At 40.0% G+C, this 13,273-nt stretch carries 10 protein-coding genes; 3 read left to right on the top strand and 7 right to left on the bottom strand.

What is annotated here, in order from left to right; all coding sequences use genetic code 11:
* Nucleotides 1-116: 116 nt before the first annotated feature.
* From IE199_RS00625 to IE199_RS00610, 4 genes are all read right to left on the bottom strand, one after another.
* A complete protein-coding gene (locus tag IE199_RS00625) occupies nt 117-1,469 on the bottom strand; it encodes a DUF3526 domain-containing protein (protein WP_189766785.1) in 1,353 nt (450 codons plus the stop codon).
* The gene (locus tag IE199_RS00620; RefSeq protein WP_189766784.1) at nt 1,462-2,898 is read right to left on the bottom strand and encodes an ABC transporter permease; all 1,437 of its coding nucleotides are present in this window, start codon (nt 2,896-2,898) and stop codon (nt 1,462-1,464) included. Before IE199_RS00620 ends, IE199_RS00625 begins: the two co-directional genes overlap by 8 nt.
* Before the next feature lie 64 nt (nt 2,899-2,962).
* The gene (locus tag IE199_RS00615) at nt 2,963-4,948 is read right to left on the bottom strand and encodes a TonB-dependent receptor (RefSeq protein ID WP_189766783.1); all 1,986 of its coding nucleotides are present in this window, start codon (nt 4,946-4,948) and stop codon (nt 2,963-2,965) included.
* Between the two features lie 19 nt (nt 4,949-4,967).
* A complete protein-coding gene (locus tag IE199_RS00610) occupies nt 4,968-5,702 on the bottom strand; it encodes an ABC transporter ATP-binding protein (RefSeq protein WP_189766782.1) in 735 nt (244 codons plus the stop codon).
* A gap of 498 nt (nt 5,703-6,200) precedes the next feature.
* Here IE199_RS00610 and IE199_RS00605 point away from each other — a divergent pair, with 498 nt between their 5' ends.
* Nucleotides 6,201-8,618, top strand: a complete 2,418-nt coding sequence (locus IE199_RS00605; RefSeq protein WP_189766781.1) for an alpha/beta hydrolase family protein — start codon at nt 6,201-6,203, stop codon at nt 8,616-8,618.
* Between the two features lie 56 nt (nt 8,619-8,674).
* On the opposite strand, the gene IE199_RS00600 is transcribed toward IE199_RS00605, so the two are convergent.
* Together IE199_RS00600 and IE199_RS00595 are read right to left on the bottom strand one after the other, a co-directional pair.
* The gene (locus IE199_RS00600) at nt 8,675-9,151 is read right to left on the bottom strand and encodes a hypothetical protein (RefSeq protein ID WP_189766780.1); all 477 of its coding nucleotides are present in this window, start codon (nt 9,149-9,151) and stop codon (nt 8,675-8,677) included.
* The gene (locus IE199_RS00595) at nt 9,151-9,870 is read right to left on the bottom strand and encodes a hypothetical protein (protein ID WP_189766779.1); all 720 of its coding nucleotides are present in this window, start codon (nt 9,868-9,870) and stop codon (nt 9,151-9,153) included. The genes IE199_RS00600 and IE199_RS00595 overlap by 1 nt, the downstream gene beginning before the upstream one ends.
* Before the next feature lie 233 nt (nt 9,871-10,103).
* Here IE199_RS00595 and IE199_RS00590 point away from each other — a divergent pair, with 233 nt between their 5' ends.
* Nucleotides 10,104-10,982: a cupin domain-containing protein gene (locus IE199_RS00590; protein WP_189766778.1), complete on the top strand. Its 879-nt coding sequence runs from the start codon at nt 10,104-10,106 to the stop codon at nt 10,980-10,982.
* Between the two features lie 283 nt (nt 10,983-11,265).
* Nucleotides 11,266-12,309 carry a ribosome small subunit-dependent GTPase A gene (rsgA, locus tag IE199_RS00585; RefSeq protein ID WP_189766777.1) on the top strand — a complete coding sequence of 348 codons (1,044 nt, stop codon included), beginning with the start codon at nt 11,266-11,268 and terminating at the stop codon, nt 12,307-12,309.
* A gap of 273 nt (nt 12,310-12,582) precedes the next feature.
* Here the strand turns inward: rsgA and IE199_RS00580 are convergent, their stop codons facing one another.
* Nucleotides 12,583-13,137, bottom strand: a complete 555-nt coding sequence (locus IE199_RS00580) for a hypothetical protein (RefSeq protein WP_229854444.1) — start codon at nt 13,135-13,137, stop codon at nt 12,583-12,585.
* Nucleotides 13,138-13,273 lie beyond the last annotated feature (136 nt).

Here is a 13,273-nt window from a genome sequence, read left to right as displayed (position 1 = left end):
AACATCAGCAAATTTTCTCAAAATCCAATTGATTTGTGTGAATTTATAAAAGGTAGGAGTTGTTGAAATAGTGCACGTACAACTGATAATTAGCTGTACGTGCTTTGACTTAAAGCTTAATCGACCGTTAGACGCTTCATATATTTATTTACCCAAAAGATAGCTGGGCATAAGAGCAATAAAACGATAAACAGCGTAACAAAACTAAATTGATTTACCTGCTGTGGTGTCTCGAATTTAGGAAAATCATCAACTGCATCAGGGGTAAATGCTTTATCTGTAAAGAGGTAAGGATAGAAAAACTCTCTAATGTGTTGATGATATGCTTCAATTGACGCTAGATATGCTAAATAACTGCCACTGTCAGTATTAGCTACCTGATTAAACTTATGCTGAAAGAACAAGCTAGGTGACAACACACTCAGCGTATCTAACAATGCAGTTCTTTGTTGCTGATTTGTTTTGTATTCATTCCACTCATTTGCAACAGCCAAATCACTCATGTGTTGCTGAGCGTAATACCACTTCCAATCAAAAGCTTCACCCAACTTAGAGGTGTTTTGATACTGGGGATAATCTGCTAAAAACTGGTCAAGTGTGGCCTGTTTATCTTGATCCCAGCCATTATTCATCACTAAACGCTGCTCTAGTGCTGCTTCAACCGCACTGTTATTTGCGTAAGCATGATTTAAATAAAGGTGGATACTTCCCGGTACTAAGATCGTAACGACTAACCAAGTGCTAACAAAAGCTAAGCTAGAAAATACACTAGACTTTCCCGCGCCGATAATAATGCCTGCAATTACAAACCAGATCATGGCATAGATAATCGAGGCAATAATAAACCAGAAAAACACACCATCAAGGGGTAAAGATAACAAGAGTGCGCTTGTGATAAAAAATAGCAAAATAAGACCAACAGTAAAAACTAATCTTAATACTAGTCTGCGCCACAGCAGCGAAATGCCTCCTTGAGACAGCGACAATAACATACGCCATCTACCTTCATGGCGTTCATCGGCCAGCAAGGTTACACACAAAGTGCCTATCAATATTGGCAACAAGTAAATTAATACAAAACCTAGATCTAAACGCCCTGCTTTTTGTTGATTCGGGTTGTTAATTTCACGGTTATAAATTTGCCCCTGAAGCGCTAATGCTCGCACTTTCATCGCCACATAGTTATCTTGGCTTTGTCCAACAAACAAGGCAGACCAAGGAGATAACTGCCACTGCGTAGGTGAGAAAGCATAATAAGCTAATGAGCCCGCTTCTGGAAAAGCCTCTCGCTTTTTAACATACTCTACTTCCTTGGCAAACATCGCTTCTGATTTAAGTTGATCAACTTTAATTGCTTGATAACCTTGTGCGCCAAAATATATTGCTAGGCCGCCTGATATCAGGAAAATCGCGATAGCCAGTTTATTTGCTAAACCTTGGAATAATAACTTAAGTTCAAATTTAAGCATGGGCGTATACCCTCCGAGAAACAAATGAAGAGAGTAAAAGAGAGGTCAGCACAACTACGAGTAAAGCCAGCACCGGCCATATTTGACTAAATGGCGCTAATGATTGCGCTAGGTTTGGCGCCTGATACTCAAACTTATCGAAATCTTGCCAAAACTCACTACTCGCTTTTTGGTCGCGATCATGCGCTAACTCAATATGGTTTGTGTGAATTTCATTTAATTTTTGTGTACGGGCGTAGCGATGTGCTTCCGATTGCAGTTCAAAATCATAAAAATGCCATGCATCGCTGCGCGCCAACGCCATTGAAAGATCACGCGCTAACATATATGGGTTAATCCAATAAAAGGCACTAATACGCGCTTGTTGACGCTTTAATTTGTCTTGCTCTTGTTGATAAAAATTAGCAAAAATTTCCGCGCTTATACGTTCACCTTCGGCCATAACAAGACCACGGTAATTAATCGGTAACTCTTCAACCGTGTTAACACCATATTCTTTTAATACACCTTCTTTAAAGCTATTAAAATGTGGATCGTTAGGGTTATGGCTGTCACCCACTTTTTTCGTTTCAAGTTTAACCGCTAGCTCTAAGTCATTACGTTTTAATATCGGATCAGCCGTTGCCGCGTAATCGGCCACCATGCGTGGCATTAAAATAGTTAAAACAAACCAACAAGAAATTAAACTGGCTAATACGTGTTTAGGCTCTTTAACAATACTGGAAATAAGCAATACCACGACAATCCAAAAAACACAGTACAGTAAATACAGTATGGCCAACAAACCGACACGTAAAAGCACATCAGCGGTTAACTCAATGCTTGATACCCCTATTAGTATCAAGGTCGCAATAAAAATGGGACTTAAAAAGGCTAAGGTCAATGCAAGGTAGCCTAGGCCTTTGCCAATTATAACGTGGCGAAGCGACACACCAATCGCTAATAATTGTCGTAAAGTCCCGAACTGGCGCTCTGCGCTTACGGTATTAAACGCAAAAGCAATTAAAAGTAGTGGCCAAATAACCAATAAAATATTGGCCACAGATAATTCTGAAAATCGTAATAAGGTGGCAGCATCATAATCGTTGGCAAAATTTGCACTGTTTTGACGATGCGCTTCAATGAAAATACTGTTGCCTAAAAAGTTACTAACACCCACATCAAAAAAGCTCAACGCTCCTGGTGGCCTAAAGGTGAAGTGTCCAAAATGGGCAACACGGTGTGGATGGCGATCAGGTTGTTCAGCCCATTGCTGCTCAACCAAAGCCTGAGTTTGTTGCTGCATAACACTGGTACGTTCATACTGACTCCATCCGGTCAGTAACGACACCAACAGCAACACTTGCATAATGACAAACAGGGTTTTTAATCCTGCACTACGCTTTTTAGTGTTTATCTCGTGAGAGAAGACATGCATGATGTTACTCATACTTAATCCTCGTAAAATTAATCCATTAAACGTTAGCCCTTTATAGGGCTAACGACTTGTTTTATTAAAACTGATAAGACCATGAAACATTGATCGCTCTACCATCACCTGGAGAGTAAATAGCTTCCTCGCCTAGCAGATAAACGTATTCATAATAACGATCAAATAGGTTGCTTATTCTCAGGCCAATATTGCCCCAGTCAGCTTGATAATCGAGCGCTAAATCAATCAATGAATATTGCCCAAATTTGCCATAAGTATTGGTATCACTGATATGAGAATTACCTTGGTAGCTGCCATACACTGAACCTTTGAGGTTGGAAGTTAGATAGTGATCGATACCAAACGATGCGGTGTAATCCGGTACGCTGCGTAGCCAACTGCCTTTTTGCAGCTGTTGATTACCACCTGGCTCAGTTAACTTTGCCTGCTGGTCAGTATACGAACCCCACACATAGGTATTTTTTGTCGCCGACCATTGAAACGCAAAATCCCAGCCTTTACGCTCAGTTTCACCAATGTTGCCAAAATCACCACTGCCATCTGTTTTCATCACTAACTCATCGCTGGCATCTTGTTGCCATGACGATAATCGTAAAGTAAGTTCACTAGTTGGTTGCCATTTTGTGCCAAACTCCCACCCTGTGTTTTTAGACACGTCAAAGTTAGTACCTGGCGCAGCATAAGCACCTTTACCAATACCTGTTTGGAAGCTTTCGCCCCAGTTAGCAAAAAATGTAACTTGTTCATTAGGCTCAGCAATTACACTGAATTTAGGCTGCACAATGACATCATAATCGTGAATATCACGTTTACTGGTACTGATAACATCAACAAAGTCGCCGTCAAATTTATCGGCGCGAACACCTGCGATCCAGGTTAACTTGTCAGAAAACTTATGTTCAATTTGAGTAAAAGCACCGTAGTTGATGAATTCAAAATCATGGTCACGGGTGGCGGCGGTGCGCTTTTTATTTACGGTTTTAAAACGTTGATGACGATTATCTTGTGCGTGGTAATCAAATCCACTTTGCATCAACCATTCATCATTAATTTGATAACCATGTTGTACAATCACGCCCCATTGCTTTTCATCTTCTTGGCGCTCTTGCTGAGAAGCTGAAGCGGTGAAACGCACAAATCGTTCACGCTCAAATTGTTGGCGGTATATCTTTAGTGACAACGCGTTGTCATCACTAAAGTTATGATCAACATGTAAACTTAAGTGTTTTGTCGTTTTAGTGCCTTCGTCATCACTGGCATATTCAGCTGATTGCTCTGGATTTTTACGTGCTTCTTCACGCGTCAAATAACCTGGTGCTTGAGCGTCATAATTAAAATAACGAGCAATAACTCCGATCTCTGTGTTTTCACTGGCCTGATAAAACCATTTACCTGAAAACGTATGTTTGTCTAATTCCGCTTGATCGCGATAACCATCAGTTTGGCGAACCCCAGCAAAATAATGTTGAGAAAAATCTCCAGATTCTCTCGAAACATAGGCTTGAGCTTCTTTGGTATTAAAACTTCCCAATAGCAGTTCAACTTGGTTAACATCAACATCTCGACGAGATGTCATATGATAATTTCCCGCTAAGTTGTGTAAGCCATAACGCGGGTCATTGGTACCTTTCACCACTTCCACTTGGCTGATTTCCAGTGGAAACAGTGCATCCATCTCACTTAAGCCATTGTGTAAGTTTGAAGGAACACCATCAATTAGCAGTTTAGTATGTGGCAAAGAGCCTTCACCGTTAAAGCCTCGAATAGCGATATCTGCTGACACTACGCCTTGATTAAAGCGGGAAAAATATACACCTGGTACTTTTTTAAATAAGTCCATAGTGATGTTGACATGTTCATTTTCAAGTTGATCACGACCAATAACATCAACTGAACCAACAACTTCTGGGGATAACTGCTTTTTGCTGTGCCCCGTTACTTCAATTATTTCACCAATACGAATTTTAGTGTCTGCTCCCGTTTCTGCTGAAGCATGAGAAGACGTTACTCCAGAGATAATGGCGAGAAATAATAGGTTAAATTTCATTACTACATCCAACAACTTATTAGGCAACTTTACTGCTTGAAACAGGGTTAACTGATTGGTGATAAATTTGCTCTAATGACGAGAGAGACAATTGATTATTATCTAAAAACTCCACCATATTGCCTTGATTCATAATGCCAATTTTATTGGCTAAAGAATGGGCGCAGTAAAAGTCGTGCGTTACCATAAAGATTGCTGCACCTTTTTCTGCTAGTTTTTTAATAATATTAATAAATTCGATGGTCGCACTTGGATCTAATCCAGAGGTTGGCTCATCAAGTAGCAACACTTTTGCTTTTCTAACAATGGCAAAGGCAATACCTACTTTTTGGCGCATACCTTTAGAATAATTTTTTAATGGCTTATTCCACGCTGCCGACTCAAGGCCTGTTGCCGTTAGCGCCTCTTGAATTTCATTTACGTTTGGCGAAATATCGCTTAACTTTGCCAAATATTGAATGTTTTCGATGGCATTAAAATCTTGATAAAGATTCATTTGCTCAGGTATGTACACCAGTTTTTGGCGACTATTCGCCAAAGATTCTTTTTTATCAAAATCTACAAGTTCACCATCTATTGAAATGGTGCCTGAATCTGGCTTAATAAAACCAAGACATAAGTTTACTGTAGTACTTTTACCTGCACCATTTGCCCCTAACAGGCACATAATTTCGCCAGACTTTACTGAACATGACACGCCATTGAGCGCTCGTTTGTCACCAAACTGTTTTGACAGATTGTTTATTTCCAACATAACTCAACCTACGTTATAACATAACAAATAAAAAATGGGTGCATGCAATAATACATACACCCGCGATACCTAAAATTCGGTACTGTTTTGTGTGATTAAAACTAAAGCGCAAAATATTAATTAACGAAAAACAATAAGTTATTTACATAGCGAACAACAGATTGTTATATTATCACACACAGGTATTGTTATAACATAACAGCGCCAACATTTACAATAAGTTAACACAAAGAAAATATCACCTTTGAGACCACTTCACCATTTAACGCGATAAAGCTTCATTAAAGCAGGAATTAATCGATCAAAATAAAGGTGTGTTACTTCAAACTAACGAGTGTAACGTTGCTATCATTGACAGAAAAATAAATGACACAATTTTTAACATTTATTTCTCTATACCCTTTGCAAGCAATTACATTGTTAGCGACACTCGTAAATGGCAACGGTAATTTGTGTGTTATACCAGACCAAATACCAACAATAATAAAGGAATAACTGATGAAAAAAGCCTCTATTGCATTAGCTTTGAGCATTGCTTTGCTGCCGCTTGAATATGCGCAAGCAAGTGATCAAGGGTACCAAGTTCCCTCTCAAAGTTTGGCTAATTTGGTTGATGCCAAGTTAGCCCCAACGACTCGAATTTCTCCTGACAATCAATGGATGACATTTCTAGAGCGTCAGCGTATCGCCAAATTAAGTGATTTAGCCAAGTCGGAGTTAAAACTAGCGGGAATTAAGCTTAACCCAGCAAACTTCTCACAAGCCCGCCCTGGCTCAAAGTATTTATCTATCTCATTTAAAAATATTGAAAACCAAGCAACATTTGAAATAACAGATTTGCCAGCTGGGACAATTTTATCGCCTTCTTGGTCACCTGACAGTAAACACTTTGCTTTTATTATTGAGCAACAAGATCAAGCCAATTTGTACCTATACTCAATCGCAGATAATAAGCTACAAAAAGTTGACGGATTAGCCCTTAACTCAGTTATCACCTCAAGACCATACAGGTGGCTACCAGACAGTTCAGGTTTATTAGCTAATAAGGCCGTTAACAAGGGGAAAACAGCGCCGGTTGAATCTTTGAGTACGGCGACCCCGGTAATTTCCCAAACTTCAGGTGATAAAGCGCCGGTACGTACCTATCAAAACTTACTTGCTACGCCACATGATAAAGCCTTGTTTAAATATTATGGCTTGGGGCAATTAGTTAAAGTTTCTCTTGATGGTTCAGTAGAGAGCTTAGGTAAACCTTCACTGTTAAGAGGGTTTAGAACATCGCCCGATGCCAAACATATTTTAATTGGCCAAATTCAAGAGCCGTTTTCTTACATCGTACCTTACTCTCGCTTTGCAACAACCTGGAGTGTTATCGATAACAAAGGCAACTTGGTAAAAGAAATTGAGCGTCAACCACTCGCTGAAAACATTCCGCAAGGGTTTGACAGTGTTAGAACCGGTAAGCGTGATATTGAGTGGCGTAGTGATAAACCTTCAACGCTTATCTGGGCTGAAGCACAAGACGGCGGTTCAATGAAAACCGACGTTGCCCATCACGACTATGTTTACAGCTTAGCTGCACCATTTAACAAAAAGCCAAATCTTTTTGCTAAAACAGAGCGACGTTACTCAGGTATTGAGTGGGGTAATGATAATATTGCCCTATTGACAGAATGGCGCTTTAGCGACCGTAAACTTCGCACCTTTATCATCAACCCACAAGACGCTGACAACAACAGACGCCTGTTTGTTGAGCGTTCATATAATGATGTTTACAAAGATCCGGGGAATTTTGTCTACGAGCAAAATAAATTTGGTCGCTATACCTTAAAAATTGTTGGCGATAGATACATGATGCTAACAGGCAATGGTGCCTCACCAAAAGGTAATGTGCCATTTCTTGACCGTTATGATGTGAAAACTAATCAAAAAACGCGTATTTGGCACAGCCAAGCTCCTTATTATGAGCGTGTAGTCACTGTATTAGATGATGCAGGTGATAACTTTATGACTATTCGTGAATCTAAAACTGAACAGCCAAACTTTTTTGTCCATAACTTAAAAGATAAATCAGTTAAACAGTTTACCGACTTCGCTCACCCTTACCCTGAATTTAAAAACTTGAATAAAGAGTTAGTTAAATACACGCGCGACGATGGCGTTGAACTCAGTGGCACTCTATATCTACCGCCAGGTTATGATAAATCTAAAGGGCCAATCCCAGTATTAATGTGGGCTTATCCTCTGGAGTACAAAGACAAAGCCGTTGCCTCTCAAGTACGTGATTCACCCTATGAATTCACTTATATCGGTTACTGGGGCCCAATGCCTTATTTAGCGAAAGGCATCGCGGTGTTTGACGATCCAAAAATGCCAATTGTGGGTGCAGAAGGCAAAGAGCCAAACGATACATTTCGCTCTCAGCTTGTTGCAAGTGCCAAGGCCGCTGTTGACGTATTAGTGGAAAAAGGCGTTGCTGATAAAGACAAAATTGCTATTGCAGGGCATTCTTACGGTGCCTTCATGGTAGCTAACTTGCTGGCACACAGTGATCTGTTTAAAGCGGGTATTGCTCGCAGTGGCGCTTACAACAGAACATTAACACCGTTTGGATTCCAAGGTGAAGAACGTAACTTTTGGGATGGCCAACAAGTCTATGCCACTATGTCGCCGTTTTTCCATGCGGAAAAAATCGATGAACCTATGTTGATGATCCACGGTAAAGACGATCCAAACTCGGGCACCTTCCCAATGCAGTCAGAACGTATGTACAATGCATTAAAAGGCCTAGGAAAAGATGCTCGCCTTGTGATGTTACCATATGAAGGTCATGGCTACCGTGCAAGAGAAAGCATTTTGCACGTGCTCTGGGAACAAGAGCAGTGGTTAGATAAATATCTGCTATCAGATAAATAATTGCAAAATCATCGAGGTGCTACGGCACCTCTTATTTATTAACTTTACAATCTTTATTACTCCGTTTGCCCTAAATTAATTTCAAGCGGCTTTTGGGTAAACTCAGCTATTTTTTCACATTCACTCGCTGCTATTGCCCGCCCCGGTAAATTAGCAATGACCACATGAGTATTGTTATTAAGTACCATATACACGCAGTAATCCCGTTGCATTCCAGTGCGCGCTAATGCTCTAAAGCCTTTAACCTGAGCTAAATTGTAACGACGTTCAAAAATAGGGAAAAGACTACTAGCTTTTGCCCTCACCTCACCTTTTGCTAGATCAAATTGACAATGATAACGGGTAAACAACCCAACCCAACCTAACCAGCAAAAAAAGCCCGTTGCCCAAATGGGTAAGTCTTTGTTGCCATCAGCAAAATACACATTCATCAAGCCTATGATAAAAATGAAAGCACTGACAAGCATCACCAATAACTTTACTCTGGTTAGCGGTCGATAAATCCCTTTACTATCAGAAAGCACTTTAAACATTACCATTGCCTCCAAATTTGCATAAAGCCAGCTAACGCAGTGAAAACCCAAAACGGAATGGATAGCGTTAACAAACTCCTTAGCGACCAAATTTTAATAATCTCGAATGATGTTTGCCCTAAATTACTTAAATCATTGTTCTCGACTGATTGCTGGCTTTGTTGTTCTTTTTCATACTCATGTTCATGCTCAACAGGCGTTTGAAATATTGCTTTTTTATTTGGCCAATCTGAAATCGTTTCTGCACACTTAATCGAGTAGTTCGTTGCAATAAACTCCACCATAGCAAAAGCTTCTTCTCGCCGCTTAAGGTGATATTGCTCGCCAGCAAACTTTACTAAATAGTCACCTGAGTTTTCTAATCGGCTAATAACACATTCAAATTCTGTCAACTTGCCAACAACTTGCTGCTTATGTCCCCATTGCCAAATTGACATCACTAAGTTCAACTGCAGGGATTGCTTATCAAAAACAAAGCGCTTTCGCTTGCCCAGCAATAAGAAGCTCGCCAAAGAAAAAACCAATGCACCTAAAATAAAGAATAAGCTACTGCTATTTCCGGCAACTACAAGCATCAATACACTGATAATGCTTGGTATCAAACAGAGAATTCCGGCAACTTTACAGGTTATTTCTGTGTTAAGTGGCAAAGCTACGTCGCCATTTTGTGTGGTTTTGAGGACTTTTTTAATCCTTGGTGGTAACCTTTCATACTCCATGATTGTGCGTGAACTCCATAACTCTATTGATACAAATCAATGACTTGGCTACAGCATACTAAAAAAAGATGAATAAATACTGAATTGTTAAAAAATCTTTTATTTTAGAGAACAAAGTACTTTGAACGAAACTTTTGCCAATAGGTGTAATTTACATTATTTATTAATTGTTCTTTGCACCACGAGCCTGATCCGTTTTAGTATAAGCCCCCGCTTCGTACTTGAGATATATCATGACAACACCGCAAGACAACTGTGTATATAGTATTGCCTACGCAGATCAAGTCGACACCATCTTAGCGCAATCTCATTATCAAGCCCCCAGCATTGTCACAGAAGGCTTTATGCACCTGTGTCGATATCATCAAGTGCAAGTGGTAGTTGATAGCTTTTATGCAGAGCAGACCGATTTAAAATTGCTTATTATAGATACCAGCTTACTCGATGCTGAGTTGCGCTATGAAGCGCCAGCAGGAAAATTAGTTACCAATGCCTTTGACCACGACGTATTTCCACACCTTTATGGTGCATTAAATACTAACGCCATAATTGATGTGATTGATCTCGAACGATTTAACGCTAAACCCATTCACCCTGATACCGCGGCGATAATACGCCATTATCAATTTCAGCGACTGCCGGTAGAAGGAACGTTATTTACAAGTACTTATCGTTCTGAGCAAGTAACCGCTGATAATGGGCCTCTGGGCACAGCAATGATCGGTCTTTACGCCAATTCGCCTGAGAGTGTTTCCTGTTTTCACAAATTAACACACGATGAAATTTGGCATGTATACGGCGGCGATCCCTTTACGCTTTATTTACTGTACCCTGACGGAACAAGTGAAGAAATTGTCATGGGCATGGATCCCACTCAGGGGCATTTAGTTCAATACGTTATACCTGCGGGAGTTTGGCAAGCGGGCTGCTTAAATGAAGGCGGACGTTTTGCACTCTTTGGTTGTACTATGGCGCCAGGCTTTACTGGAGACTGTTTTGAAGCAGCAACGGTGAATGAGCTTTGCCAAGCTTATCCAAATAAAGCTGAAATAATTAAGCAGCTTTCTGTTAATGGCCACGAAAAATCAATGCCTGCAGGTTTTGCTAGTTAAACATTTTAACAAATCAGTTACGCGCTATTGTTGTCACAAGCGATAGCGTGTAGTATTTTCCATCAATCAACCCGTGTTTTCCAATAAGTATAATTTTTTAAGGAGTATTTAATGATTGTAAGTTCAACCCACCCGGCAGTGAGTCAGCGCTAGTTTTAGCATAAAAAACGACAAGCTCATATCTCAACTCTGCCCGGTGTTTCTCTAACACGGGGTTAATGTATCTCATTATCCCTACTACTTCTTATTGTGCATTTTTTCGCATAAACGAAGGGATATTCCAATGAATACTATTTATTCATTAAGCCAATTAGGTTGGCAACCATTTTATCAACAACAATTAACACTAGAAGAATATGAACACAGTATTTGTGCTCGTGTCATAAACCATCATCGCAGCGAATACATAGTTCAAACTAACAGTGAACAAGTGCGTTTACCTATTCATGCAAATTTACCGATGATGACTGTCGGTGACTGGCTTTTACTAGATCAAAATCAGCAATTTAAACGCTTATTAGAGCGTAAAACGCTGTTGTCGAGAAAAGGTGCTGGAGCCGAAATGAAGCTTCAGCACATTACCTCAAACATAGATACACTGTTTGTCGTGATGTCACTTAATCAAGATTTTAACTTAAACCGTTTAGAGCGCTATTTAACCTTAGCGCACGACGCTCAAGTAGAACCGGTAGTGATCTTAAGTAAGTCAGATCTATGCCAAGATGTCGCAGAAAAAGTCATTCAAGTTCAAGCACTTGATCCTTTACTTGAAATCGTTGCGATAAATGGCTTAGAAAGTTGCGCAATTGAACAGCTTCAACCCTGGTGTAAATCAGGTAAAACGGTGTCATTTGTTGGTTCATCAGGAGTCGGAAAATCGACATTAATCAACCAATTAGTGCAAGACGAGGTTGCGTTAACTAATGATATTCGCCAAGGTGATGATAAAGGCAAACATACCACAACCTCGCGCTCAGTTTATATTAGCGCAGAGCACGGTGTAATTATTGACACACCCGGCATGCGAGAACTGCAACTTGTTGGTAGTGAAGAAAGTTTGCACACCACCTTTGCAGACATTGAACAACTCGCTTCACATTGTCGTTTTAGTGACTGTCAGCACCAAGACGAACCTAATTGTGCTGTCCAGCGTGCGATTGATGGTGGAGAATTAGATACTAGACGTTTTAAAAACTACCAAAAGCTGCTGCGAGAGCAGGCATTTAATCACGCAAGCTTAAGAGAAAAGCGTGAGAAAGAACGCCAGTTTGGTAAGTTAATTCGCCAAGTGACACGGGGGAAAAAACAATTGAAGAAAATGTCGTAAGTTAATAAAAACGATTGAATAAATGATTAAAAAGGCTAAAGTGACTGCCACTTTGGCCTTTTATTTTGCTCAAAAGTACCCAAATGATATGGTCAACATTGGCTTTAGTGCATTAGCGGAGGTCTTTTGCTCAATCGCCCGATAAAACTAAAGCCATAAATGCTGCTACCTTTGCACAGCAAGTTTTTTAATATCACACTAGCAGCTAACTCCAATTGAAATAGCTACAAGAAAAAACAACATATAAAGTGTGGTGATTTGAATCAACAGCTATCAGTTCATCAAAGAAAGATGTTTTATTTTGATTAAGGCATCACCACCTTGTTCATCTTTTAAATCCGGTACAAAGTAAAGAGCAGAAACACTGTCTTTGATAATACCTTTATCTTTTGACCAAGCCGGCGTCCAATCAGGTCGGCTAAAGCTTTCTAAGCTAACGGTTTGTGTGCGCCAGTTGTCAGCCTTAGGCAATATCGTTTGATAATGCGCATAACTGCCATCCCCCTCACCACCATATTGCTTTTGTGACAACTTTATCACTAGCGGTTTATCACTCTGGTATGTGAGTTCAATTTGCATTGCATCCTTAAGTGATTGATTTGGTAGGTCGTAAATCAGCTCTACCCAAGAGTTATTTTCTTTATCAACTCTGGGTACACGTACAAAAGAAATTGCCACAAATTCATCGTTAACTAATGGCTTGTCGTAAATCGCTTTACTACCGTGTGGATCGGTCGCATAACGCCAGTTTTTAGGATTGAGATCAGCACTGGCGGTACTGGTAAAACTTGCACAAATTACGGCAAATAAAACGGATTTAACTGTCAAGGCAAGGTCCTTATTTTGCTCTAAAAACAAACATCAGTATAAGTATTTAAGGGTTTTAATCAACGCAAAACCCTAGTTAACGCTTTGTTTTATTGTTGAAAATACATTGGTCGCTTTCTTTTAGCATTTGGTCGTA

This window comes from Thalassotalea marina, from assembly GCF_014656435.1.
Classification (GTDB): domain Bacteria; phylum Pseudomonadota; class Gammaproteobacteria; order Enterobacterales; family Alteromonadaceae; genus Thalassotalea_C; species Thalassotalea_C marina.
Note: the sequence above shows the minus strand (reverse complement) of the source record. Positions and strands in the feature narration are given on the sequence as shown.